The sequence below is a fragment of the Micromonospora coerulea genome, assembly GCF_016598485.1.
In the GTDB taxonomy this organism is placed as follows: Bacteria; Actinomycetota; Actinomycetes; order Mycobacteriales; family Micromonosporaceae; genus Micromonospora; species Micromonospora coerulea.
In genome coordinates this window covers 25,167-50,133 of the sequence record NZ_JAEMUW010000029.1, presented here as the reverse complement: position 1 = coordinate 50,133, position 24,967 = coordinate 25,167, and the positions used below count along the sequence as shown (strand labels likewise).

The window sequence follows — 24,967 nt, the reverse complement described above, 5'->3', positions numbered from 1 at the left end:
GGCGTTACTGGCTCGCAGGTGCCCGATGCCCGTAGTGGTGCTGGTGTACCAGCGGGTCGGTCGCCCCGACGAAGTCGATCACTTCCCAGAACTCGCTGAGTTTTGGGTGGGCCAGGGCCTCGACTCGAGTGAGCTTGTGACCGTAGAGGGGGCCGTCTGGCGCCACCGAGGCAGCGTCTACCACAGTAGCCCCAGGCAGATCGCTGCCGGCGCCTGGGCCGAAGCGGCAGCCGAAAGTGAGGTGGTCGTCGTAGTCGGTGTCCTGACCCCACGTACCGAATACCACGTCAATCCAGCTTTCGCGTACGCCAGCGTGGTTGTAACAGGCGGCAAAGAACACCGCGTACGGGAGGCTGTCACGAGTCACCATGCACCAGGTGCGGCCGCTGGGTTGCCCGCAGCACTCACAGGTCTTCTCGGCGCCGCCACGGTACGACTCATCGGTCTCCAGCACGGCAAGATCTTCCCAGCCGCGGCGCGGCGCCCGCAACACCATGATCAGATGACCGTTTAAGCAACCTCAACTCGCGACAGCGCAATGCGCCGGCCGGGCCAACGCGCGGTCTGCGCAGTGAGCGGATGGTTGGCGCGCCCGTGTCGGACGCATGCGACGGATAATGGCGGCCAGCCCGGGACACAGAGCCCGTGAACGGGGTGTGGACAGCAACTACCGCGCGGTCGCGTCGACCAGCGTTGTTAGCCCGTGGAGCTCGGCTTTGGCTGCGTTGATCACCGTCGCGGTGGGCCGGTGCATCTCGCCGGTGTAGCGCTGCGCGATCGCGGTAAGCGTGGGGATGGGCGTGGTCGTGCGGTGGATGCCGTCGACGGTCTCGAGGGGGCCGACGCCGTTGGCCAGCAGCCACAGGTAGTCGCCGAGGTTGCTGGCGATCACGTGCAGCTCGCCCTCGGAGCCGATCAACACGATGGGCTGGGTCTCGATCGGGGCATCAGGCACGCGGATCCAGAAGGCCGCCAGACCGCCAGACCCGTCTTGTCCGAAGACTCGGAACGGTACGGTGCCCGCGGTCGGGTTGCCGGTCCAAGACTGCCACCACTCAACCGTTTCGACGGACCACATGAACTCGTCGTACGGGTCGAAGTCGTGACCGTCATGGTCGGCGGAAAAGCCTTCAGCGTGGGCTGCGGCCAGCGCGGCCGGCAACGTACGGTCCTCGTCCTGCACCAACAAAGTCTATGAGGGCCGCCATGTGGCGTCGGGTGGGACTGACCCTCGCGGAGCGACGCATTACCGGAGCTGCGACCAGCGCGGTCAGCGGCAGATGAGCACGGGCCAATGTCGTTCCTGCGGCTCAGTCCCAAGCGTTCGCGTGCCGCCTGCCGTCTCGGTTGCACCTACACCCGCCCTACCCGCGTCGATGACTTGGGTCGCCTAATGTCCCTCGTTATGAGTCGAACGAGGATCTTCGCGAGTATCGCCGGGTGGTGGCCGTGGTGGGTTTGGGCGGTGGTAGTCGCAGTCCTGGCCGTCGTGTCATGCGTATCGGTGCCGCTGCTCGTGTTACGTCCCGGGTCTCGGCTTTCGACGGCGGAGGTGTCATACCCAGCACCAGCAGCAGCCAGTATCGGGGTTGTTGCCCAGCTTCGCGCGTCCCCGCTGATTCTGGACTGTCGTCTGCGCGTCTTCGCGACACAAAACGACGTGTGGGCCGAGCCGCTCACCGCGCCTGACGGTACGGATTCCTACTGGTCCTACCGCCGGTGGCCGGCTGAGGTTGTCGGCATCGTCGCCTTCGGTGCCGCCGACACCGCCCCGGCCGCAGTCGTGGTGAAGTGGTCCGACGGCCTACTCGTGGCGCTGCACGCCGAACGTGGAGATATCGCCTGGACGGCCCGGGTCCAGACCAAAGACAGCGATGAGTACTGGGGGCGACGCACTGGCACCCACACGGTCTACGGCGACGAAACGCTCTTCAGCCTCTACAGCGCCCGGTCCGGCTCGTCCCCTGTGGTAATCAGCTCCGGTGATACCAAGGTCGATGCGTTCGATCCGATCAGCGGCCGTCAGTTGTGGAGCGTCGATCTGCCAACCTGCCATGGCGTTGACTGGACCGGCGAGCAGGTCTTCGCCACGATCTTGTGCTCCAACGGGTTGCACACGATGCACCTCTACGATGCCGGCACCGGTCGCCCCATCGGCACCTGGGTGCCACCGGGCGTTTCCTCCTCATCAGCTCCAGCGGAACGTTCCTGGATTCGCTGGCTGACTACGTGCCGCACCGAGTCCTCGGAATGCCAGGGCTTCCAAGTAGGCCCGGACGAGACATGGCGTATCCAGGCCGAGGGCTCCGTTACCAGGGAACCCGTAGCGTCATCCGACATCGATGACGTCATCGCCGGTGATGTCGTTGTCCGCCGGACACGCGGACAGGTCATCGGCTTACGACGAGATACCGGTGACGAGATGTGGCAGATCGCCCTCGAAAGCCGGGGCAGCGCGATAGCCGCCAGCGCCGATGCGGTTTACCTTTTGACGTCGGCAAACGAGCTCGCCTGTCTCGATGCGAGGACAGGCACGGTGCGAGCGACAGTTCCACTGCCTGGTGGAACCGGGTGGAAGGCCTTCTCCATGTATGCCAACGACGGGTTCGTTGTCATCGAGCGGCTCAAACCCGGTGCGGGCGAGCGCCAGGGCGACAGCGCCTACTACTACGGATCACGGCCGGTCGTGCTGGTCACCTGCTGACCTCCACATCCGCTCAGAGGAGAAGGAAGGATCATCGCGTGTCAACGGCCACGCCATGGACGAGCCAAACGCCCAAACCCCCGGCATGATCGCCGGCCTTCTCGGTGGCCACGAACGCACTCACATCGGCACGACAGGATGCCTACCCCACATGGGCCGGCTACAGGCAGTTACGGTCGCGCCGCCGGGCGGCGCGCACGATCGGCGGCATGAGTGAGAGGACGTTCGACGGCCAACAGCGCGGCACGTCACCGAGGCAATCCGGCCGTCGTCCGCAACCGTCCGTACCATGGCCGGCATGGCCATCGCTCGCTTCCCCAGCATCGTCATCGACTGTCCCGATCCTGGTGCGCTCGCAAGGTTCTACGGCGCGATGTTGGATTGGAAGGTCGACGTCTCCTCCGACTGGGCCGAGGTTCGGGCGGAGTACGGTCAGTGCATCTCCTTCCAGCAGGTAAATGGGTACACGCCGCCGGTGTGGCCAACCCAGGAACTGCCCCAGCAGATGCACCTCGATGTGATCGTTGACGACCTCGATGCCGCCGAGGCGGCAGTGCTCGATCTCGGCGCAACCAAACACCCGCACCAAGCCAGTACGTCTTTCCGGGTCTTCCTCGACCCGGCAGGTCACCCCTTCTGTCTCTGCACGAACTGATCCGGACGGGCAATCCTCAATTGCAATAAGCCCTGGACGGCTCGGCGTGATGTTCGCGCTCATCGGCACGACCGCGCACCGGACACTGTCACTCACTCGTCACGTAGTGTGGCGCCCGGTGGGCGGTAGGAGCGAAGGCCGGCCGCAACCATTCGAGATGGCACATGCTGGGCACCTCAACTTGCGGGCGTTGGCGTCCGTGGGGCCAGCCGCCCTCTGCACGAAGGTTTCATGGCGCTGTCGGCCCAGAACCGTGTGGGTGTCTACCCGCGCTGCGAAGGTTTGACCAGGTCGAGCCAGTGCGCGGCCGTCACGCCGGGCCGGTGTGGCGGTGAGGCCGAGCCAGAACTGCGCGGCGATCCGTTTGACGGAGTGCTCGTACGCGGCGGCCGCGAGGTGGTGGCACTCGTCGATGATGACGTGCCCGTACCCCTGGGTGAGTGTGGCGATGTCGTCGCGTCTGGCCAGGGAGGGCAACAGCGCGATGTCCACTGTGCCGGTGAGCTTGCGCCGGCCGCCGCCGAGTTGGCCGGCCCGGATGCCGAGGAACTGTTCGATGCGGGTGCGCCATTGGTCGGCGAGGGCTTTGCGGTCGACGAGGACCAGGGTGGAGGTGCCGCGCTCGGCGATCACGGCGCACGCCATGACGGTCTTGCCGGATCCGGGTGGGGCGACGAGCACCCCATCGTCGTGGGCGAGAAGCGCGCCGACCGCGGTGCTCTGCTTGTCGGTGAGTTCGGCGGTGAACGCGGTATCGATCTCGCTGCCCGGGTTTCGCCCGTCGGTGACGGCCAACCGCGATCCGGCGTGTTCGACGATCGCGGCGATCGTGTGGCGCAGGCCGCGCGGTAGTACCAGACGGTCGTCGAGGGTGAGGTCGTAGCCGCGGATGAATCGTTGGGGTGTCCCAGGTGGACTTGCGCAGTCGCTGCAGTTCGTAGAACTTCGGGTTGGCCATGGCGGCGGCGTGCTTGAACGTCGCCAGCGCGGCCGGGGTGAGTTGCGCGGCGTCGAGGCTCAGCCCGGCACCGGCTTCCGCGTGCACCACCGGTGGCAGCGCAGGGTTTACTCGAGTCGCATCGGACCGGCTCATCGCGGCGACGTCCGCGCCGGTGGTGGCACGCTTCGCCTGCCGGGCGATGCGTTCCGCGTCGCTGGCGCTGAGCCGGTCCAGCGTCGACAGGAACGCCCACTGGTCGGCGTACGGCTCGAGCGTGCCTAGATCGAGGAACGTCGTTAGCCCGTCCTTGCGGCGCCGGCCCTGCAGCGGCGCGGCGATGAGGTTGCCGAAGCCACCCTCGGGTAGGACATCCTGGTTGGGGAACAGCCGGTCGTACGACCGCAGGTCCATCGACCCGCGCAGCACCATCGCCTCGTGCAGTAGGGCGGTTCCGACGGCCCGCGCCGTCGTCGCCGGGACCACACTGGCGAAAAAGATCCACACGTGGGCGCCGTGACCGGACTGGGAGATCTCCAATGCCGCCGGCACAGCGCTGGCCCGCGCCGCCTTGACGTAGGCGAGGGCGTCGAGCACCGCCGTCGCTCCGTCGAAGTCGGCCACGACGAAGTGGCAGGTGTTGCCGGGCAGCAGCGGGTACAGCCCCATGAACACGTCGCCGACGAGATGAGCGGCGACGACCTCCCCCGTACGGGGCAGGTAAGTAGCGCCGCGCCGGTCCATGCCCTTACGCCAGCCGCCGGCGACGGCGGGCATCCACCCGGCAGCGCCGGTGCGGGTGTTCTCCCACCGCACCGCGTACACGTCGACGCGGGCCCGGAACCGGTCGGCGAACAGCGCCAGCTTGTCCGCCACCGGTGAGGCCATCGTGACCAAACCCGGCGCAGCGGCCGGCGCGGACAGCTGCTCCGGCGCAGGAGCCGTGTCCTGACCGCGCAGTTCGAGCAGCCGTGACAGCCGGGCGTTCTCCGCCCGTAACCGCTGCAGCTCGCGGCGAAGACCCTCGAACTCGTCCACAGAGCCCACCGGACCATCCTCGGGTATCGGGCTTCGAGCATCCCGGGACGGGTCCGCTATCCTGCGCCGATGGCATCGAAGCGGAGTGCGGCGCTCGAGGCGATGATCGAAGGGGCCACCGTCGACGCGTACGGCGACGACGAACAGCTCACCGGCCTGTTCACCATGCTCGAAGAGCATCTGACGGTGCCGTTTACCACCACGTCCTCGGCATGGAGGTAATCGTGCGGAAGGTCGACCTCACCGTCGACGGCATCGTCGCGGTCTGCGCCCGGGGCCGCCACCGGCAGAAGATCGACCTGCTCGACCTGCCGCTGCCCACACCTGCACCGGACGGCGCCGACTGGATCGACGCCTACCGGGCCTGGGCGGGGCGGTAGCCACGGTGAGCGAGTATCAGTACTACGAGTTCACCGCCGTCGACCGGCCCCTCACGGCTCGCGAACAGGCCGTACTGCGGTCGCTGTCCACCCGGGCCGACATCACCGCCACCAGCTTCGTCAACACCTACCAGTGGGGCGACTTCAAGGGTGACCCGCGCAAGCTGATGGAGCGGTACTTCGACGCGCACCTGTACCTGGCGAACTGGGGCACCCGCCAGCTCATGCTGCGGTTGCCGAAGCACGTGCTCGACCCCGCCACCGTCGCGCGCTACTGCGTCGGTGACAGTGCTTCCGCGTGGACCGCCGGTAAGGACCTCATCGTCCATCTCCACCGGGAGGACGAGGACGGCACCGACGAGTGGGACCTCGACGGTCATGGCCTGCTTGCCTCGATCATCCCGGTGCGGGCCGGCCTCGCCGCCGGCGACAGGCGCCTGCTGTACCTGGGCTGGCTGCGCTGTGCGCAGTCGCTGGAACTCGCCGACGAGGAGCCCGAGCCGCCGGTCCCGGCCGGGCTGGGCACGCTCGACGCCTCGCTCACCGCGGTCGCCGAGTTCCTCTGCATCGACCCTGATCTGATCGCGGCCGCGGCAGCCGCTTCGGCGCAGGCCGCCGTCGAGCCGACCGCCGCGCAACTCCGCACCTGGGTCCTCCAACTGCCCACCCGAGACAAAGACGCCATCCTGACCGACCTGATCACGGGCAGCGACGGTCACCTGCGCAGTTGGCTGCTGCGCCGGTACCGCGACGCGCATCCGACGGACGCGTCCGCCACGAAGGCCCCACGCACCGCCGGGAAACTGCTCGCCACCGCCGCACACCTCCGCGCCGAGCGGGAGCGCCGCGACGCCGAGCAGCGCGAACACGACCGGGCCCGCCGGGAACGGTCCGCGGCGGCCGCCCGGCAGCGGCACCTCGACGCCCTCGCCGTTGACCAGCCGAACGCCTGGCAGCAGGTGAGCGAGCTCATCGCCACGAAGAAGCCGCGCGAGTACGACACGGCCGTACAGCTCCTCGTCGACCTACGCGACCTCGGCGAACGCGACGGCGACACTGCGCCGTTCCGGCAGCGGTTGGCCGAGCTACGGACGGTGCACGCGCGCAAGCCCAGCCTGCTCGAGCGCCTTGAACGGGCAGGTCTCGATGTCTGAGACCGTCCGGCCGACCGCCGCGCACGCCCAAAGCAACCTTCACGCCGTGCTGCACCTCGTGGCCGGCGGTCGGCTACGGTGCAGCGAAACGACCCGCCGGCCGGCCGCCGCGACCGTCGCCGCACTCGCCGAGGTGCTCGACGGCGGCGACTTCTACCCCGGCGAGTCGATCGCGGCGTTCGCGTGGCCGCTGCTCCTGCAAGCCGGCGGGCTGGCCGAGCTCGCCGGCGGCCGGCTCCAGCTCACCGACCGCGGACGCGCCGCCCTCGGCAAACCGGCCGCCGCGACGATCCGGCAGCTCTGGCGATCCTGGGTCACCACCACCGTGCTCGACGAGCTCACGCGGGTCGACGAGATCAAAGGCCAGCGTGCCGCGAACGTCCTCACCTCGGTCAAGACCCGCCGCAAGGCCGTCGCCACCGCCCTCGCGGGCTGCCCGCGCGACGAGTGGGTCGCCATCGACGACTTGTTCGCCACCATGCGCCGCACCCGGGAGACCTCTCCGACCGTCGCCCGCAGCGAACGCGCACTGTGGAAGCTGTACCTCGTCGACCCCCAGTACGGCAGCCTCGGCTACAGCGGATTCGCGGACTGGCCGATCCTCGAAGGCCGGTACACCCTCGCCGTGCTGTTCGAATATGCCGCGACCCTGGGCCTCATCGACATCGACTACACCGACCCGGTCGGCGCCCGCACCGACTACCACGACAACTGGGGCGCCGACGACCTCGACTACCTCAGCCGCTACGACGGCCTGCGCGCCATCCGGCTCAACCCGCTCGGCGCCTACTCACTCGGGCTGACCGGCAACTACCAGCCACCGGCCAGCACTGCGGTGCCGGAACGGACCCTGAAGGTCCTGCCAACCCTGGACATCGTCGCCGTCGGCGACCCCACGGCCGCCGACCGGCTCGTCCTCGACGCCCACGCCGAGCACACCAGCGACCGGATCTGGACCGTGCGTGCCGACACGCTGCTCGCCGCAGTCGAAACCGGCCGGCCGCTCGGCCAGTTCGTCACCTTCCTCGCCGACCGGGCAACACACGACCTGCCGGCAGCCATGACCGTCCTCGTCGACGACGTGACCACCCGCGCCGCCAGAGTCCGCGACCGCGGCCTCGTCCGCCTCGTCGAATGCGCCGACGTACCTCTCGCTACCCTCATCGCCCGCGACCCGAAACTGCGCACCCTGTGCACCCTCGTCGGCGACCGTCACCTCGCCGTACCCGTCGAACACGACAAGCAGTTCCGCCGCACGCTGCGCGCCCTCGGTCACACCATCGCCACCTCGACGGGATGAACCAGGCCGCAACGGCCCAGCAACCACTTCCTCGCAGGGCAGATCCCGTCGGCTGGGGGACTCGAGCATGCCGAGCCCGTCCTCGCCGCGGCCATCCCAACACGGCTTCGGCTACTGGACGGTCCAGAGCCCCTGCAAAACAAACAGCCGCTCGGCTTCTGCGGAATCAAGCTGATGAAGCTGCACAGCCGCGCCATCTTGAACCTCTCTACCGCCTCGACCCGCTGGCCTGGGGCAATGGAGTAGCCACCGAAGCCGCCACCACAGTCGTCAACTGGGCAACCGGACAAGCCTCACTGGTACTCCAACGTCACTTGGCTTCAGCGTTGGGCGTGGCGGCGGCATGGGGGCGGCCACCGCCTAGCGGGCCATCATCGGTTGGAGCTGCAGCCGGCCGAGGAACTCCCGGATGTGCCCGGCGATCTCGTCGACGTGGGTCTCCAGGGCGAAATGCCCGGTGTCGAGCAGGTGAATCTCGGCGTCGGGCAGGTCGCGCGCGAAGGCGCGGGCATCGTCGGGGCCGAAGATCTCGTCGTTGGCTCCCCACACCGCGAGCAGCGGCATCTGGGTCTGCCGGAAGCACTCCTGCGCCTGCGGATAGATGTCGAGATTCGTCTTGTAGTCCCGGAACAGCTGAAGCTGGTTCTCGTCGTTGCCCGGCCGGGCGAGTACCTCCATAGCGTGCCGCCAGGCGTCCGGGCTGACCAGGCTGACGTCGGGTACACCGGTCTCGTACTGCCAGCGGACCATCTTCTCGGTGAACGCCTGCCGCGCGGCAGCCTCCGTACTCCGTCCGGGCTCCTTGGCATATGTGAACAGCGGCTTCCAGAACGCCTCTACGAAACCTTCCTGGTACGCGTTCCCGCTCTGGGTGATGATCGCGGAGATGCTCTCGGGGCGGCGCGGCAGCAGCCGCAACGCGATCGGTGCCCCGTAGTCCTGCATGTAGACGGCGTACCGGCGGATGTCGAGCTGGTCCAGCAGGCTGACGGTGACGTCGGTGAGCGCGTCGAAGGTGTACGGGAAGTCGGCCAGCGACGGCACCGAAGAGTAGCCGAACCCGATGTGGTCGGGAGCCACCACGTGGTACTGGTCGGCCAGCGCCGGGATCAGCTCCCGGAACATGTGCGAGCTGGTCGGGAAGCCGTGCAGCAGCACGAGCGGCGGCGCGTCCGGCGGGCCGGCCTCACGGTAGAAGACGTCGAGGCCGTCGACAGTCGCGGTCCGGTGGTGTGTGCCGACAACCATGGATCGCCCTCCGGTTGCCCGCCGACCCGACATGCTCAAGGGCCGGACCAGCCGGCTGCGCGGTCGGACAGCTCATATGCCGTACTTTCCTCATACTGCTCGGTCGGGGGCCGCTCGGGGCGGGTATGACGTACCACCATCCGCGTGGCGACGAGGACCTGAGCGCCGATGACGCCGACCAGGTCGATGACGGCCTCGGCGATGACGCCGGCGGCGTGCACGATCTGGTCACGGGCGGCGTTCAGGGCGGTGGTGAAGCTGGCCCGGTCGGGATCGAGGCCGGGCTGGCTATCGGTGGCGTCGGCCATGGCGGTGCGTAAGAGCTGGTAGACGATGAGCAGGGCGTGGATTTCCTGATCGATGCCGTCGGGGGTGCGGGCGCGTAACACGCGTCCGGCGAGGATCGAGGATTTCAGTTCGAGGTAGGCGGTCTCGATCTCCCAACGTTCGTGGTACATCCGGATCAGCGCGGCGGCGGGATGAGTGTGGGGGTCGAGCAGGGTGGTGATCAGCCGGTAGTCGCCGGCGTGGGTGCCTGCGGCTCTGCCACCGCCATCAACCGGATGACGTCCGGTGCGCGGACGAGCGGTTGCTGGCTGGGACTTCAGCTGAACTTCACGTCGCTGATGTCCATGGCGACCATCAGCAGGTCCAGGATGGGGCGGCGGTCGGGGCCCCGCGTGTAGGCGCGACGCTTCGTCGGCAGACTGATCCCGTCTACGCTCACATGCTCCGAGGTCAGCTGCGCCGCGGGGAACCCACCCGCGATGTTCACCTGGTAGTCGTGGCGGCGCAGCATAAGGCTGTCGTCGAAGAAGAAGTCCTGGACGCGGCTGTGTGTTTCGATCGAGCCGGGGAACCAGGCGCGCAGCACGCGCCACGTCTCGCCGTCCTCCTTCCAGGGCTCGGTTTCCTCGACGTGCACACCGTCCCCGGCCAGCAGGAACGGCGTCGTTAGGTAGGTCCACCTCGCGTAGCCGCTGAAGTAGGCGCGATGCAGCGCGTCCCACGGCGTGTCCATCTGATGGCCGGCGAAGGAGTCTCTCGGCGCGAGGCGTTCCGAGACGACGCTGCCGTCCACCTTCTCGATGGCGATCCGGTCCGGGGTGTACATCGTGCGCTGGTCGGGGGCCCCGTATGGCAGCATGGACCCGCGCTGCTCATGCAGCCACACCGTCACCTGGCGGGGAGTTGTGTCCTGTATCGACCCCTTCAGCGCGAAAAGGCCACCTACGCTGACGAACGACGCCTCTACCTTCTGGTACGCCGTCCAGCGGTCCTATACCGCCATGCGCGTCGATGACCTCGGCTAGCAGCCGGTTCATGTGAGCCTCGCCTTCCTCCACGCCCTCGGCTTACCGCTACCCAGCAACGCTATCCGCTAAGGGACCTCCTGCCATCCCGCTCGCCGTTCACCCGCCCTCCTCGGTGAGCGGGCCGCCGCCGGCCCGCTACGTCAAGGGAACCTTGACGCACGTTTGGACACTGGCGAGTCGGCTTGCTGCGCGACGAGGCCGTGGTGAGGATGCGGCGCGTGCAACCCGGGCAGGCCCCTGGCCTGCCGGCAACGCCGGCCCGAGGGGTCGCAGAGGCTCCAAGGTCAAGGGCGGCCCACCAGGGTCGTCGCGCAGCGACGCGCCGCGCCTTTGACCTTGGAGGGGCGGCCCGCACACTCCGCGCCGCATCCCCACCACGGCCGGCGGTGACTCGCCCTACGGGGCGGCGGTGCGACGGCCGCCGCGCCCCGGCCGGCTGCCGGCCCAACAAGTGCCCACCAAACGGTCTGTCGTTCTGCGGCGGCCCTCCGGGCTCCCCGCTGTCCGCGCCAGCCGCCGGGCACTGGCAGGACGGCCGCAGAGCGACAGCGGCAGCGGCCGGCGCGCGCCCAGGCGGCGGCGCGTGCGGCCCGTTGCGGGCCGCCTTGAAGACGTACAGAAACATAGGAGTCCATCCGGCGGCTTTGGCCGACGAGTGTGGCCTAGCACCGCGGAATCGACGGTCGGATCGGCGTGCGCCCTGGGCCATGACCTGCCGACCGGGCCAGGGTGTAACAGGCACGCGGCGAGCTTCCGCCGGCTTCTACCCCGGCGTCCGTGGTCCGGTGGCTCCGCAAATCCGTCGGGTGATCATTCGTCGTGCAGCGTCAAGGTCGGCGGTACGACGAGCAGCGGGTGCGGCAGCGGCGGCGCTCAACCGCTGCGCCTCATTCAGGGGCAGCGCTCACCCGGCGGCCGGCAGATCGGCGATCCGTGCGCCGAGGTCAAGCTCCAGGGGGCCCCGGGTCTGAAAGCCCTGGCCGAACAACTCCTTCGACCGGTCCTGCACCTCGGGGGCGGCGACCAATTCCTGGAACCGACGGCCGTCGGCGCGTACGGCGTCGACCAGCGGTAGCGTCAGCTCGTTGATCGCCCGCTTCGTGGACTGAATCGCCGCCGAGGGAAAGGACGCGATCCGTCGGGCCAGCGTGGCCACGAACTCATCAAGCTCGGCGTCCGGCAGCGCCCGGTTGATCCACCCATACCGCTCCGCGAGGTCAGCGTCCGCGTCCTGCGCGCCGAGGATCATCTCCATGGCCCGTCCTCGGCCGAGCAGGCGAGCCAGGTGCTGTACACCACCAGCCCCGGGTGCCACGCCGAAACCGCACTCGGGCTGGCCGAGCAGCACGTTCTCCCGTGCCGCGAAGCACATGTCGCAGGCGAGCACGAACTCGCTGCCCGCGCCACGAGCCCGTCCGCGCAGCTTCGCGATCGTGACGACCGGCACCTCGCTCAGCTTGCGTAGCACCATGCCGAGAATGGCGTCCTGCGGACCCCCGCCCGCCTTGGCCGCTTCGGCCGAGTACTCGGCGACCTTGGTCAGATCGACGTGAGAGATGAAGAAGTCCGGGTCGGCGCTGTCGAAGACGACTACCCGCACCTCGGTGGTCCTGCTCAGTTGGCCGAGCAGGGTGACCAGGTCCCGTACTAACTCCGGGCCGATCATGTTGATCGGGGGCGCGTCCAGCGTCGCCGTCAGGACGCGGTCGGTCAGCTCCGTACGCAGGGTCTCGAACGACGCGTTCACCCGCCTGCTCCTCTCCGTCGCGCGACCGGGACCGCGGGCAGCGGCGGTGGGATCCGCGGGGCGACCAGCGCCGGGGGCCCCGGGTCACCGGACGGATCGGCACCCCCGATGGTCGCTGTCGATCGTACGGACTGGCTCCGCCCGGCCGTAGCGCTTCGCCGGATCCCAAGCGCGTACCGCGACCCTGTTCAGGCACTGGTAGAGCCTGTTCGACGCCATCGCGCGACTTACCAGGGTCGGGCGTCGAGCAGGCGGTCGAGGTGCACGGCCGTGCCGATCAGGGAGAGGTGGCTGAACGCCTGCGGGAAGTTGCCGGTCTGCTCGCCGGTGGGTGCGATTTCCTCGGAGTAGAGGCCGAGTGGGTTGCTGTAGGTGAGCATCTTCTCGAAGGTCAGCGTGGCGTCGTCGAGCCGTCCGGACTCGGCGAGGGCCCGGACGTACCAGAAGCTGCACATGGTGAAGGTGCTCTCCTGGCCGGGAAGGCCGTCGGGCGAGGCGCCCGGGTCATACCGGTAGACCAGGCTGTCGGACACGAGCTCCGCGTCCATCGCCCGCAGCGTCGACTGCCACATCGGATCCATCGACGAGATTAATCCGACGCCGGGCATGGCGAGCAGCGACGCGTCCAGGACGTCGGTCGCGTAGTGCTGGACGAAGGCGCCGCGTCCGGGGTGGAAGCCACGGGCCATGATCTGGTGGTAGATCAGGTTTCGGTTACGTACCCACCGGTCGGTGTCGGCCGGTCGTCCGCGTCGGTGCGCGAGGCGGACAGCCCGGTCGAGGGCGACCCACGACATCAGCCGCCCGTAGGTGAAGTCCTGGCGGCCGCCACGGGTTTCCCAGATCCCGTCTTCGGGCTGGTCCCAGTGCTCGCAGACCCAGTCCACCAGTCGCACGGTGTTCAGCCACAACTGGTGAGAGGGCTGCAGATCATGGCTGTCGGCCTCGTGGAGGCCGTTGAGTACCTCGCCGTAGATGTCGAGTTGCAGCTGGTTCGCGGCGCCATTGCCGACCCGCACGGGCGCTGATCCGCGGTAACCTTCGAAGTGGTCGAGCACCTCCTCGAAGAGATCGGGTGAGCCGTCGACGCGGTACATGATCTGCAGCGGCACCTCCCGGTCCCTGGCCTCCCGGACCCGGTCGTCGACCCAGTGCATGTACCGCCACGCTTCGTCGGTGAAGCCCAGCGTGAGCAGGGTGTGCAGGGAGATTGACGCGTCGCGGATCCAGGTGTAGCGGTAGTCCCAGTTGCGTTGGCCGCCGATCTGCTCGGGCAGCCCGGCGGTGGGGGCGGCGATGAGCGCGCCAGTCGGCGCGTATGTCATGAGCTTGAGCGTCATCGCGGACCGCTCGACCATCTCCCGCCAGCGGCCCCGGTAGCGGGAACGGCTCAGCCAACGTCGCCAGAAGTCGCGGGTCTGCTCCAGCAGCTCCTGCACCTCGCCCGACGTGTAGGAGCGCGGCCGGTCGGGCGACACTCCTGTTTCCAGGACCACAGCCCCCGCCTCGCCCTCGCGCAGCGTGGTGATCGACCACAAGCCGCCCTCCTCGCTACGCCGCAGGTCCTGCTGGGAGGGTGTGGTTCCGGGGTATCGAACGATGCTCACGGAGAGGGAGAGCCCGGGGCTGCGGAACACCTGTCCCTCGGGGTACACGTAGAGCTCGTGCGGATCCCGTCCATAGTTGAAGCGGGGCTCACAGGCGACCCGGAACCGCATCGTGCCTCGGACCACCCGCAGCATCCGCACCAGGCGGTGACGGTCAGTGGCCTGGTCCCCCGCGACCGGCATGAAATCCACGAGTTCACCCACGCCGTTCGCGCTGAGGAATCTGGTGATCAGGATCGGCGTGCCGGGCAGGTACAGCTGCTTGCTTACGTATTCGACGCCCTCCGGGGATACCGTGCAGTGCCCACCCTTGCGCCGGTCGAGCAGCCCGCCGAACAGGCTCGGCGAGTCGAACCGAGGGGCACAGAACCAGTCCAGCGTTCCGTCCATCGCCACCAGCGCCGCCGTCTGCAGATCACCAATCAAGCCGTGGGCCTCCACAGCAGGGTACGAATCCACACAGAGCTCCCCCGCTCATCTCAGTATCACTAGACTACCCCTAAAAGGGCGAAACGCTAATTTTGCCTCATAGCTCTCAAGGGCTCATAACTCACCTGTTCCTCGGCGTCGCCTGGCGACGCCAAGGGCTGGTCGTAACGGCGCAGGGGCAGCGTTCTTTCGGCCGGGCATCGCGCTGGTAGGCATGCCGCCAGCCGCTGATTGGCTCTCGGCCCGGAGCGGCGCGCCAGGGAGAGTGGGGACCTGATGCCGTACTCAGGGGAGTTGTGATGCAGGTAGCCGTGGTCACCTTCGACGGGTTCAACGAGCTCGACAGCTTCATCGGTTCCGCGCTGATCAACCGGTGCCGTAAGGACGGCTTGGAGGCCTTCATCACGACGCCGACGCCGGTGGTCTCGTCGATGAACGGCGTCGAGGTGACCGGGCAGCGCCCGATGGAGTTCGTGACCGAAGCCGACGTCGTGCTGATCGGTAGCGGGGTGAAGGCGCGAGAAGTGGTCGCCGACGATCGAATGCTCTCCAGGTTGCCGCTCGACCCGTCACGACAGTTGATCGGTGCGCAGTGCTCCGGCGCGCTGGTGCTCGCCCGGCTCGGGTTGCTGGATGGCATGCCCGCCTGCACGGACATCAAGAGCCGACCTTTTGTCGAAGCCTGCGACGTCACCGTGCTGGACGCGCCGTTCCACGCCGAAGGGAACATCGCTACGGCGGGGGGTTGCCTGGCGTCCCAGTATCTCGCCACGTGGGTGATCACCCGAATGCTCGGGGAGGACGCCGCGCGCGACGTCATCGACTATGTGGCTCCGGTGGGCGAAAATCAGGAGACTGTCGAGCGCGCCATGCGCGCCGTCCACGCGGGCGAGGTTACGCTGCGCTGACGCCCCGCGATCATCCTTTCGCGGCCCCTGCGGTCATGGGTCGACTCCTGAGTTGTCGCATTGAGGACGGGCATTGTCTGTGTAGGCGCGAGCCTGTCCGCCGTGCCCTCGAAGGCTGGGTTGACCCAAGTTCGAAGTCCGGGACACGCGGGCCGTACCGTTGATATGCCTATGGGGTGAGGGAGCGCGCAGACAACGAGCAGTCCGGGGTAGGCGGCGAGGCCCTGCGGAGGATGGTGGGACGGGTCCCGGACGTCGCTGGCGGGTCCCAAGACACTTGCGGAGCACCGGAAAGGCGATCTCGTCCAGTAGCCGTTCTAGGTAGGCCTGATAGCGGGTCTGCTGTTCGACGTCTGGCAGGGGCGCATAGGCGACCTCGTGGAAATCCGCCGGCGGATAGGCGCCGTAGCCGAGGTAGACCTCGCCGTCCTCGCTCGCGAGCAGCCACTCCGTGTCCTGCTGCTGGTACCAGAGATACCCGTGCCAGTGCCGGGAGTCATCCCGCTCATCGTGGATCACAACGGCGGCGCAGGTGCCACAGCATCTGATGTTCTCCCTTGGCGAAGAGGTGCGCCGGTCCACTTATGGGAGGTCGGTGCCGTTTCCGTTTGTCCCCAGCCGGGCGGCCGTGTCGGGTAGCGCCACCTCGTGCCCCTTCGCACACTTCACCACGACGCCGAGCGGACTCCCGCAGCCGACGTGCACGAGTTCGACGCCGCCCTCCCGGCCGAGCCGCTCCCCCCACTGGATCAGGGCCACGAGCACCGGGAAGAGCTCTCGGCCCAGTTCGGTAAGGACGTACTCGTACCTGGTCCGCTTGCCCGGGTCCTGGTAAGGCCGTCGCTGCAGCAGACCGTCGGCGACCAGTTGTTTGAGCCGCTTGGCGGCCACCGCCTCGGTCAGGCCGGTATGCCGGGCCAGTTCGTCGAAGCGTCGGCCGCCGTAGTAGATCTCGCGCATCAGGATCATCGCCGACCGGGTGCCGATCAGCTCCAGCGCGTGCTCGAGGCGGCACCAGCCCTCCGCCTGCCACGCGTCGCGATCGGCGAAGCGACCGGTCAAGGTGATGACGGCGTCGGTGTCGGGCCCGGCCGGCCCGGCTGGCTGTGTCATGGCTACCACACCCATCTGGCTAGGCGTTTGCATAGCCAGGGGTGCTACCGTCCTGGCTATGGTTTCCACTAGCCAGCTTAGCACCGCCGCAGGGCCCCGCCCGGCGCCCACGACCGCGGCACGGCGACGATGGTTCGCCCTCTTCGTCGTCTGCCTGGGCGTGATGATGACCTTCGTCAACGTGTCGTCGACCATCTCGGCGCTGCCGCCGATCCAGGATGACCTGCACATGTCCGCCAGCACGCTGGTCTGGGTGAGCAGTGCTTTCAGCCTCGCCGTGGTGAGCCTGGTCCTCGCCGCCGGCACGCTGAGCGACCTGCTCGGGCGGCGGCGGGTCTTCTGCTACGGCGTCGCTCTCTTCACGCTCGGCAGCGCGCTCGCCTTCGCCGCGCCGAACGCGGGTCTGCTCATCGCGGCCCAGGCCGTGATGGGCGTCGGCGCCGCGGCCGTGTTGCCGTCGAGCCTGTCGATCGTGAGTCACGCCTTCACCGACCACCACGAGCGGGCCGGCGCCATCAGCGTCTGGGCCAGCTGCGCCGGCCTCGGCCTGGCGATCGGGCCGCTGGTGGCAGGCGCGCTCCTGGACCAGGCCTCCTGGCACGCGGTCTACCTCACCAACCTCGCCCTCGGGGTGCTCGCTCTCGTGCTCGCCCCGCTGTTCGTGGCAGAGAGCAAGCACCCGACCCGGCGACTCGATCCCGCCGGCGTGCTGCTGGGCACCATCGCGACCGCGTCGGCGACCTACGCCATCATCCAGGGCGGCGCCAGCGGCTACGGCCGGCCCCCGATCATCGTGGCTTACGTGGTCTTCGCCGTCTCGCTGGTGGCCTTCGTCCGGCTCGAACTCCGCCACCACGACCCCATGCTGGACCTGCGGCTGTTCAAGAGCGCCTCGTTCGCGACCGTGATGACCATCGGCGCCGTCACCATGTTCGGCTTCGTCGGCATCTCGCTGCTCACCGTCCTCTACCTGGAACGGATCGCCCACGCGAGCGCCCTGGAGACCGGAGTGAAGCTGCTCCCCATGTTCGTCCCCTACATCGTCGTCAGCGCACTCGCCGGACGCCTGGCCCGCCGGGTCGGCATCGCCCCCGTGCTCGCCGCGGGGCTCGTCCTCATGGGCGCCGGGGCCCTCGCGCTGCTGATGGTCGGCCCGTTCAGCGGGTACGGGGCGATGTGGCCCGGGCTGTTCGCCGCCGGCGTCGGCTCGGCGCTGCTGGTGGCGCCGGCGACCGCCGCCGCCGTCAACAGCGTGCCGCCGCTGCAGGCCGGCATGGCCGCCGGCTCGGTCAACATGTTCCGCCAGCTGGGCAGCGTGCTCGGCCCGAGCATCCTCGGCACCCTCGCGACGACCCGCTTCCCGAAGTACCTGCACGAGCAGCTCGCGACGGCCGGAGTGCCGTCCGACACGGCCGAAGCGGTCGTCGCGAGAGCCACCCACGGCGGCAGCGTGGGTCAGCTCCCGGCACCGCTGACACACACGCTCTCCCTGGCCGCGCCGCGGGCCTTCACCGACGCCCTTCACCTCGGCTGGCTCGTCGGCGGCGTCGTCCTGCTCGTCATGGTGATCCCGACGGTGCTGTTCGTCCGGCGCCCCGCGACGACTTCCTGATCCACCGATCGCCCCGTCGTCACCGACGATCGAGAGAAGCGTCCCAGCTCAGGCTGGGACGCCCCTCTGCCGCCGATCGAGGCGATTCACGCCACACTGGCCCGGTGATGCGGTCGCACCTGACGTGACCCGCCGCATTGGTCTGGCGGCTCACCACACGGGGCCGGCCCGGTGGGAATCCGGGCCGGCCCCGTGTGGTGAGTGTGTGTGCGTTACGGCGCGGGGACGCCGTCGAGGATGCCCACCGCGTCGGTGCCCGGGGTGACGACGAGCTTGCGGGTGAGGGTGTACGAGCCACCCGCCGGCACGTCGACGTTGAACCTACTCATCACCCAGTTGCCCGCCGCGTAGACGTCGAAGGCGCTGGCCGGCGTGCCGTAGACGAGACCGAAGACCTGCGGGTCGGTCCCGGTCATGCCGATGTACGGCTTGGTCGGGGCGTACGCCGCCGTCGCGCCCGGCGCCACGATGCCGGTGCCCGGGATGACACTGGCCTGGCCGGCCGCGTCGTGGTCCATCGCGTCACCGGTCCACACGCTGAGCGGAGCCGAGCCGGAGTTGCTCAGTTCCGTCGAGACCGTGGCGAAGTTGTCGCCCGGCTTCAGCGTGTACGTCGTCGTCGCCGTCAGACCCGTGAAGCCCTTGACCGGACCGGAGACCCGGACGACGGCCTTGTCGCCGGTCGCCTGCACGATCTGGACGTCGGTCGCCGCGACCGATCGGATGTCCCACGCGCTACCGCCGGTCGGCTGGGTCGCCGAGACGTAGGGCAGGTTCATCCAGTCGAACTGGTCGGCCATGCCCTGAACGGCGATGTCGACCGGCTTGCCGCGGGTGCCACCGGAGAGCTGCGAGTCGTTGTAGGAGTCGGCGATCGCCATCGAGAGCTTGTCGTTCTCGAGCATGACGTCGCCGTAGCCCGCCTCGACCAGACCCGAGCCGATCTGCTTGCCGTAGCTCGCCTCGACCGTGACCGGACTCAGCGCCACCTCGGCGACGCCGCTGCCCACCGCTGGCACGGTGACCGTCCCGGAGGCCGTCCGATAGCCCCGCAGGGACACCCGGACGTCGTACTGACCGGCCGGGGCCTTGACGAGGTACTTGCCCTGGGCGTCGGTGCTCGTGGTCGCGACCACCGTGCCGGCCTTCTCGAGGGCGACCCGGGCACCGGAGACGGCGGCGCCGCCCGCGGTGATCGTGCCGGCCGCGCGAGCGGCGTCCGGGACGGCCGCGTCGTGCAGGTCGATCTCGTCGGCCCAGCTCGCGATGTTGCGGGTGGGGTCGCCACCGGCGGTCGCGTAGTCGGTCAGGTGGTAGAAGCTGAACTGCTTGGTCGCACCGGGCGCCATCGTGGCGTCGTAGTAAAGGCCCTCGACGTAGCCGTACGCACCGACCGCGGCCGGCGTGTCCAGTGCCCACGCGAGACCGTGGGCGGCCTGGCCGTTCGTGGTGGCCGCGTCAGCACCGACGTAGACGTAGTTCCCGGTCCAGCCCGAGGTCTTCAGACCCGGGTTGATGCCGTTGAACCCGGGGATCCGGCCGTTGTCGACCGAGCTGTCGGGGTCGATCATGTAGTTGAAGTAGCCCTGGTAGCCGGTCGTGCCGGTGTTGGTCAGCTTGACCGTCATCTTCACGATCGGAGCGTCGGGCAGGGTCTCGTAGCGGACCTGCGCCTTGATGGCCGGGTTCGCCCGGTACTGACCGTTGCCGAGCACGGCAGCGCCGTCGACCGCGAGGTCGGGCAGGTCGAGCTGGTCGTTCGGCCGGTCCCAGGAGTCGGGCGGCGTGAGGCTCGGACGCAGCAGCATCTCGCCCCAGTCGAGGGTCTCGGCGCCGTTGGCGTCGTTGAGCATGAGGTCCGACAGCGCGCCCTGGCCCAGACCGCCGATGCCGTTGTTGCCGGCGGCGTACGGCGTCACGGACGCCCGGATCTTGTCGTTGGCCAGGTAGTAGTACTCCTTGCCCGTGACGACGTCCGTCCGGGTGCTGCCGTTGCCGTAGTCCGGCGCGTACGTCGACTTGCCGGCGACCGGGTGGGTCACCTTGATCAGCTTGAGGTCGGCCGTCGCGTTGCCGGTGGCGCCGACCGTGACGCTGGCCGCCGAGCGGTCGTCGGCGATCAGGCCGCGCTTTGCCGCCGTGACGTTCCAGGTCGATGCCGGCAGGCCGATGCGGTAGTGGCCCTGGGCGTCGGTGCTGGTCACCGCAGTGTCCTGACCGACGGCGACGGCGGTGACCTTCGCGCCGGCGATCGGAGCGCCCGTCTCCGGGTCGCTGAGCGTGCCGGTCACGGTCGCCCAGCGCTGCGCGGACTCGCCGCCCGGCACGAAGGCGTAGAGGTTGCCGTCCCAGGCACCCGTCACGACGGTGTTGCCGCTGACGGCCGGGCCGGCACCCACCCAGGTGCCGATCTCGTGGCTCCACAGGATCTGGCCGGTGTCGGTGGCCAGCGCGTAGAACTTGCCGTTGTTGGCGCCGACGAAGAGCGTGTCGCCGGCCACGACCGGGCTGGACATGACGCCACCGTGGTAGATGTCGCCGGGTAGCCCTCGCTCCCAGAAGACGTTGCCGGTCTGGGCGTCGAGGGCGACGACGGCGCCGCTCGGGAAGCCCATGTAGACGACGCCGTCCTTGACGGCCGCGGCGCTCGGGGTCGAGCCGCTCGAGACGAGCGAGGAGCGCGAGCTCCGGTAGGTCCACAGCGTCGCGCCGGTCTTGGCGTCACGGGCGGTGATGCCGTTGTTGGCGCCGATGAAGACCTTGCCCTCGGCCGCGGTCGGTACGCCGTCCTGCCAGCTGCCGAGCGACTCGGCTCCGGTCCACCTCCGTGCGCCGGTGGCCAGGTCGTAGGCGAGCACGCGGTCGGCGGTCTCGTTGCCGACGTACACGGTGCCGTCCATGACGGCGGGCGTGCCGTCGCTCATGGTCGCGCCGGACATCGGGGAGGCCCAGATCTGCGCGCCGGTGCGGGTGTCGAGTGCTTTGAGGACGCCCTGGCTGCCAATGCCGAAGCGAGTCTGGTACGGCCAGAGCACGGTGTGGCCGGAGACGGCCGGCGAGTAGTAGCCGTAGGTGCGCTGGTTGTTCGGGGCCGGCGCTTGCTCGGGCACGGCCTTCCAGCGCAGGTTGCCGGTCACCGCGTCCACGGCGTAGAGCTCCGAGCCGAGGGTCGGCGCGAAGATCAGGCCGTCGCCGTAGGCGAGGCTGCCGTGGATCGATTGCGGCACCTCGAAGTTCCACAGCTCCTTGCCGTTCTTGAGCTGGACGGCGTGGATCCGGCTGTTGCCGTCGCCGTTTTCGTCGCGGGTACCCGCGTAGACGACACCGTTGTGGATGACCGGCGACCCGGTGAGGAAGGTGCCGTTGGTGCGGAAGCTCCAGGCCAGGCGGCGGCCGGCCTCCTGCGGCGGCGCGACCCCGGAGTGGGCCTCGTTGCTGTGGTGCTGGTCCCAGTCGCCGCCGGCGACCGGCTCGAGCGCCGGCTCGTCGGTGAGGGTGAAGTCCGCCGACTTGGTCCAGGTCTTGCCCGCCGCGTCCACCACCTTCACGTCGATGCTGTGCTCACCGACCGTCTGCAGGATGTCGGGCAGGTTGCTCTGCCAGGTGAACTCGCCGCTGTGGTGCAGCGGCATCCAGTTCTTGTCGCCGGCGATCCGGTAGCGCGCCGAGACGACCTCGTCGCCGGTGTCGTAGGCGTTGATCTGGATGCCCGGGAACTTCGCGGCCGGCACCTTCGAGCCCGGCGCGGGGCTGACGATGGTGAGGTGTTCGTCCTCGCCGTACATGCGGAACGGATTGTCGAAGCCCGGACCGGCCATGTGGATGTAGCGGAAGCCGCGGGGCGCGTTGTCGATCGTGTAGGAGCTCGACACGGTCTGGATGTGCTTGGCGGTCGAGGCGAACGCCGAGTGGTTCTCGACGTGGTTGGAGTGCTCGTGGCCGACCAGGATCAGCTGCGCCTTGTAGTGCTCGAGCACATCACCGAAGGCGTCGTACGTCGACGGCGAGCCGAAGGGGACGTTCATCGGCTGGTGGGTGAGGACGACGACCTCGATGTCGTTGGTCGGGTCGTCGTCGAGCGGAACGTTCGCGGCGAGGTCGTCCTTGAGCCAGTCCAGCTCCTCGTCGAACGGCGCCGACCCGTTGTTCTCGAGCACCACGAAGTGCCGGTTGCCGTAGTTGAACGAGTACCACTCCGGACCGACGTTCTTGCGATAGTTTTCGATCTTGTCCGCGTACGCCGACCCGCTCGCGTACTCGTGGTTGCCGACGGCCGGCCACACGCCGACGGCCGACTGCTGGGTGCCGCGACGATACGTGTCGAACTGCCCCTGGCTGGCGTCGTTGGTGAGGTCGCCGCTGACCGCGATGAAGCGCAGATCGGTGCCCGTGGAGTTGATCTCGCGGATCTGGTCGGGCAGCTGTGCGTTGACGTGCGGGTCGGCGATGTTGGCCCAGGAGAAGGTGTCGCCGTCGGAGAGGTCGTCACGGACGAGCGCGAAGTCCGCGGTCGGCGTGGCGTCGTCGGCGAGCTGGCCGAGGTTGGCCCAGAACCTCGGCTCCTTGTACTGGTCCAGGCCGAACCGGTAGCCCCGCGGCTGGCCGACCCACACGATGTCCGTCTTGCGACGGTCGATGGAGATCGTCAGCGAGTAGGAGCCGTCGGCGGCGGTCGTGGTGGCGACCTTGCCGTCGGAGACGCGCACGCCGGCCAGCCCGACCTCGTCGGGGTTGCGCTGGCCGTCGCCGTTGGCGTCGACGTACACGACGCCGCTGACGGTGGCCTCCGGCGGGTCGATGGCGGCCGCCGCGTACGACGTGAGCGGGCCCGCCACCACGCTGGCGGCGAGCCCCAGCGTGGTGGCGTACAGGACGACGCGCAGGCGTGCGCGTGTCCAGGTAAACGCGGACATCGGGATCCTTCGGGGTGAGGGGCGGGAGGTGGGTGTCAGGTCAGGAGCGGGGAGCGTTCGACGAACCAGACCAGACCGGCACCGGCGACGGCGACGGTCGCCGCGACGGTGCCGAGCGTGAGGGCGCGAGCGGCGACCGGCGTGGTCTCGGCCCTGCGCAGGAACAGCAGCGCCGGGAAGGCGAGCGCGATGATCGTCAACTGGGCGAGTTCGATGCCGACGTTGAAGGAGACCAGGTCGGCCAGCGTCGAAGCTGACAGCGGCCCGTCGACGCTGAGCGCGCCCGCGAAGCCGAGCCCGTGCAGCAGCCCGAAGCCGAAGACCACGGGCAGCCGGTGGCTCGTCCTCGACGAGAGCAGGTTGTCGAGCGCGACGAACGCGATCGACAGCGCGATGAGCGGCTCGACGATCCACCCGGGCACGCTGACCCAGCCGATCGCGGCCAGCACCAGGGTCACCGAGTGTGCGACCGTGAAGGCCGTGGCGACCTCGACGACGTCGCGCAGCCGCTTCGCGCCCAGCAGCAGCGCCAGCAGGAACAGCACGTGGTCGAGCCCGAAGAGCAGGTGCTCCGCCCCGAGCCGGACGAACCGCGGGATCTCGCTGAGCAGGTCGGTCTGCCCCACCGTGACGCTGGTGCGGGCGGTGTCGAGCAACGCCGAACCGCGGCGGCCGTCGATGTCGTAGGCCACCATCGTGGTGGTGTCGTCGACGACGCCGTCGGAGGCGCGGAAGATGTCGCTGCGGACGGTGAGTGCGCCGGACGCCGGGCAGTCGTAGGCGAGCGCAACCCGCACCGCGCCGGAGTCGGCGAGTTCGGCGCGAGCGTCGTCCTCAGCGGTGCACCCGATCGAGCCGCGGCTCAGCCGCAGCCGCCCGCCGACGTACGCCGCCACGTCGCTCGCGTGCGCGTCCAGCGAACTGCGCCGCACCTCGGTCGGCACTTCGGCGGCCACGCCGTCCACGCCGACCGCGTCCGGGCTCGGGGCACCGTCGAGACGCAGCAGCCGGGCTAGGACGTCGTACTCCACGTCGACGACAGCCGCGACGCCGTCGCCCTGGCTGCGCAGGTCGACCGCGACCGAGGTCGCGCGGACGTGCGCCTGCGCCGGACCGGCGACGAGGAACACGGCAACAAGGGCGGCGAGGAACGCCAGCAGACGCACGGGCAAGCACTTCCGTCGTGGGGGAACGGCGATGGTTCCCCGAACCCTGCAGTGCTCGCTCCACACCCGGCAACCCGAGACGGCCCAATTCACCGAACCTTCCGCAGCCGGTCACCCACCGGCCGAAAGCCGGGTTCGGGGCGTCGAAAGCCGGGTTTGGGCCCGGCTACGAGGCCCGCGTATGAAAGCCGGGTGAGCCCGGCGGCGATCCCGACGCCCAGGGCGCACCCGCACGAGTTGAGCTGACATCGTCGACGTCGGAGGCACGGCTCAACAGCAACTGGCCGATCGTCAAGCTCGTGCGCCAGGTCGGCCAGATGCGCGTCGACCTCGGCCTTCAGCGCGGCGGCCAGCATCCGCCGCGATCCCTGGTGGACGATCTGATCGAGCAGCGAGACGCCGTCGCGCTCGCTGCCGTCCTCGGCAACGACAGTCAGCACGGGCGTGCCTTGCCGATTTCCGCGCCAGGTCGGCCTTGCTCGAGACCTACACAAACTGATCACCGGATAGGCACGCCCCTGCCCGGCCGCCGCCCTTGACCGACGAGCCCTCGGAGTCGGTGATCAGCGCCCGCAGCTGGGGGGTTCGTGTCGGAGGGGAGACGCCGGCTACGAATCCATGATCGTCGTTCATGGCGAACTACAACTCGCGCCCATCTGACCGCATCAGCCGATTGCTGGTGCCGCTGCCCGCTGAGAGTCAGGGGACGGATCGGCCCCTCTGCCCTTCGTCAGAACTTC

General features: G+C 68.9%; 19 protein-coding genes and 2 pseudogenes. 7 read left to right on the top strand and 14 right to left on the bottom strand.

Annotated features, from left to right (window positions below):
* Window positions 1-4: 4 nt before the first annotated feature.
* Complete coding sequence (locus I8N68_RS27715; RefSeq protein ID WP_200215448.1) at window positions 5-496, bottom strand: hypothetical protein; 492 nt, start codon at window positions 494-496, stop codon at window positions 5-7.
* A gap of 171 nt (window positions 497-667) precedes the next feature.
* Entirely contained in the window at window positions 668-1,183 is a 516-nt protein-coding gene (locus tag I8N68_RS27710) for an SMI1/KNR4 family protein (RefSeq protein ID WP_200215447.1), read from the bottom strand.
* A gap of 321 nt (window positions 1,184-1,504) precedes the next feature.
* On the opposite strand from I8N68_RS27710, the gene I8N68_RS27705 reads away from it, so the two are divergent.
* Together I8N68_RS27705 and I8N68_RS27700 are read left to right on the top strand one after the other, a co-directional pair.
* On the top strand, window positions 1,505-2,704 hold the full coding sequence (locus I8N68_RS27705; RefSeq protein ID WP_200215446.1) for an outer membrane protein assembly factor BamB family protein: 1,200 nt from the start codon (window positions 1,505-1,507) through the stop codon (window positions 2,702-2,704).
* Between the two features lie 298 nt (window positions 2,705-3,002).
* Window positions 3,003-3,359: a VOC family protein gene (locus I8N68_RS27700; protein ID WP_200215445.1), complete on the top strand. Its 357-nt coding sequence runs from the start codon at window positions 3,003-3,005 to the stop codon at window positions 3,357-3,359.
* 99 nt (window positions 3,360-3,458) lie between these two features.
* Here I8N68_RS27700 and I8N68_RS33255 read toward each other — a convergent pair whose 3' ends face one another.
* Together I8N68_RS33255 and I8N68_RS34360 are read right to left on the bottom strand one after the other, a co-directional pair.
* Window positions 3,459-4,154, bottom strand: coding sequence for a DEAD/DEAH box helicase (locus I8N68_RS33255; RefSeq protein ID WP_234040721.1), 696 nt, complete (start codon window positions 4,152-4,154; stop codon window positions 3,459-3,461).
* A gap of 406 nt (window positions 4,155-4,560) precedes the next feature.
* Window positions 4,561-5,184: pseudogene (locus I8N68_RS34360) on the bottom strand (TOTE conflict system archaeo-eukaryotic primase domain-containing protein); the annotation flags it as partial.
* 219 nt (window positions 5,185-5,403) lie between these two features.
* Here I8N68_RS34360 and I8N68_RS34065 point away from each other — a divergent pair.
* The 3 genes and pseudogenes from I8N68_RS34065 to I8N68_RS27680 all read left to right on the top strand — a co-directional run bounded on the left by I8N68_RS34065 (window position 5,404) and on the right by I8N68_RS27680 (window position 8,168).
* A pseudogene (locus I8N68_RS34065) lies at window positions 5,404-5,714 on the top strand (hypothetical protein).
* Between the two features lie 5 nt (window positions 5,715-5,719).
* Window positions 5,720-6,868, top strand: a complete 1,149-nt coding sequence (locus I8N68_RS27685) for a hypothetical protein (RefSeq protein WP_200215444.1) — start codon at window positions 5,720-5,722, stop codon at window positions 6,866-6,868.
* Window positions 6,861-8,168: a hypothetical protein gene (locus I8N68_RS27680; RefSeq protein ID WP_200215443.1), complete on the top strand. Its 1,308-nt coding sequence runs from the start codon at window positions 6,861-6,863 to the stop codon at window positions 8,166-8,168. Before I8N68_RS27685 ends, I8N68_RS27680 begins: the two co-directional genes overlap by 8 nt.
* Before the next feature lie 360 nt (window positions 8,169-8,528).
* Here I8N68_RS27680 and I8N68_RS27675 read toward each other — a convergent pair whose 3' ends face one another.
* The 5 genes from I8N68_RS27675 to I8N68_RS27655 form a co-directional block, all read right to left on the bottom strand.
* A complete protein-coding gene (locus I8N68_RS27675; protein ID WP_200215442.1) occupies window positions 8,529-9,416 on the bottom strand; it encodes an alpha/beta fold hydrolase in 888 nt (295 codons plus the stop codon).
* A 35-nt stretch (window positions 9,417-9,451) separates the two neighbouring features.
* The gene (locus tag I8N68_RS27670) at window positions 9,452-10,024 is read right to left on the bottom strand and encodes a transposase (protein ID WP_234040728.1); all 573 of its coding nucleotides are present in this window, start codon (window positions 10,022-10,024) and stop codon (window positions 9,452-9,454) included.
* Window positions 10,021-10,596, bottom strand: a complete 576-nt coding sequence (locus tag I8N68_RS27665; RefSeq protein WP_200215441.1) for a hypothetical protein — start codon at window positions 10,594-10,596, stop codon at window positions 10,021-10,023. The genes I8N68_RS27670 and I8N68_RS27665 overlap by 4 nt, the downstream gene beginning before the upstream one ends.
* Window positions 10,597-11,636: 1,040 nt before the next feature.
* Window positions 11,637-12,479, bottom strand: a complete 843-nt coding sequence (locus tag I8N68_RS27660; RefSeq protein ID WP_200215440.1) for an enoyl-CoA hydratase/isomerase family protein — start codon at window positions 12,477-12,479, stop codon at window positions 11,637-11,639.
* 227 nt (window positions 12,480-12,706) lie between these two features.
* A complete protein-coding gene (locus I8N68_RS27655; protein WP_200215439.1) occupies window positions 12,707-14,545 on the bottom strand; it encodes a glycoside hydrolase family 15 protein in 1,839 nt (612 codons plus the stop codon).
* Between the two features lie 269 nt (window positions 14,546-14,814).
* On the opposite strand from I8N68_RS27655, the gene I8N68_RS27650 reads away from it, so the two are divergent.
* Window positions 14,815-15,423 (top strand): DJ-1/PfpI family protein, encoded by a 609-nt coding sequence (locus tag I8N68_RS27650; RefSeq protein WP_234040717.1) that lies wholly within the window; start codon window positions 14,815-14,817, stop codon window positions 15,421-15,423.
* 33 nt (window positions 15,424-15,456) lie between these two features.
* Here the strand turns inward: I8N68_RS27650 and I8N68_RS34355 are convergent, their stop codons facing one another.
* Complete coding sequence (locus I8N68_RS34355; protein ID WP_372433864.1) at window positions 15,457-16,005, bottom strand: DUF6891 domain-containing protein; 549 nt, start codon at window positions 16,003-16,005, stop codon at window positions 15,457-15,459.
* Window positions 16,006-16,536: a winged helix-turn-helix transcriptional regulator gene (locus I8N68_RS27645; RefSeq protein ID WP_200215438.1), complete on the bottom strand. Its 531-nt coding sequence runs from the start codon at window positions 16,534-16,536 to the stop codon at window positions 16,006-16,008. It abuts the gene before it with no gap.
* 58 nt (window positions 16,537-16,594) lie between these two features.
* Between I8N68_RS27645 and I8N68_RS27640 the strand changes: the two genes are divergently transcribed.
* Window positions 16,595-18,148: an MFS transporter gene (locus I8N68_RS27640; RefSeq protein WP_200215437.1), complete on the top strand. Its 1,554-nt coding sequence runs from the start codon at window positions 16,595-16,597 to the stop codon at window positions 18,146-18,148.
* Window positions 18,149-18,360: 212 nt separating this feature from the next.
* On the opposite strand, the gene I8N68_RS27635 is transcribed toward I8N68_RS27640, so the two are convergent.
* From I8N68_RS27635 to I8N68_RS34350, 3 genes are all read right to left on the bottom strand, one after another.
* Complete coding sequence (locus I8N68_RS27635) at window positions 18,361-23,061, bottom strand: outer membrane protein assembly factor BamB family protein (protein ID WP_200215436.1); 4,701 nt, start codon at window positions 23,059-23,061, stop codon at window positions 18,361-18,363.
* 35 nt (window positions 23,062-23,096) lie between these two features.
* A complete protein-coding gene (locus tag I8N68_RS27630; RefSeq protein WP_200215435.1) occupies window positions 23,097-24,227 on the bottom strand; it encodes a HupE/UreJ family protein in 1,131 nt (376 codons plus the stop codon).
* A gap of 89 nt (window positions 24,228-24,316) precedes the next feature.
* On the bottom strand, window positions 24,317-24,667 hold the full coding sequence (locus I8N68_RS34350) for a hypothetical protein (RefSeq protein ID WP_200215434.1): 351 nt from the start codon (window positions 24,665-24,667) through the stop codon (window positions 24,317-24,319).
* Window positions 24,668-24,967 lie beyond the last annotated feature (300 nt).

Bases quoted from the DNA above. Each gene is read 5' to 3' on its own strand.
- I8N68_RS27715 (WP_200215448.1), bottom strand. From the start codon at position 496: ATGGTGTTGCGGGCGCCGCGCCGCGGCTGGGAAGATCTTGCCGTGCTG.
- I8N68_RS27700 (WP_200215445.1), top strand. From the start codon at position 3,003: ATGGCCATCGCTCGCTTCCCCAGCATCGTCATCGACTGTCCCGATCCT.
- I8N68_RS27680 (WP_200215443.1), top strand. From the start codon at position 6,861: ATGTCTGAGACCGTCCGGCCGACCGCCGCGCACGCCCAAAGCAACCTT.
- I8N68_RS27675 (WP_200215442.1), bottom strand. From the start codon at position 9,416: ATGGTTGTCGGCACACACCACCGGACCGCGACTGTCGACGGCCTCGAC.
- I8N68_RS27650 (WP_234040717.1), top strand. From the start codon at position 14,815: ATGCAGGTAGCCGTGGTCACCTTCGACGGGTTCAACGAGCTCGACAGC.
- I8N68_RS27645 (WP_200215438.1), bottom strand. From the start codon at position 16,536: ATGACACAGCCAGCCGGGCCGGCCGGGCCCGACACCGACGCCGTCATC.
- I8N68_RS27640 (WP_200215437.1), top strand. From the start codon at position 16,595: ATGGTTTCCACTAGCCAGCTTAGCACCGCCGCAGGGCCCCGCCCGGCG.
- I8N68_RS27635 (WP_200215436.1), bottom strand. From the start codon at position 23,061: ATGTCCGCGTTTACCTGGACACGCGCACGCCTGCGCGTCGTCCTGTAC.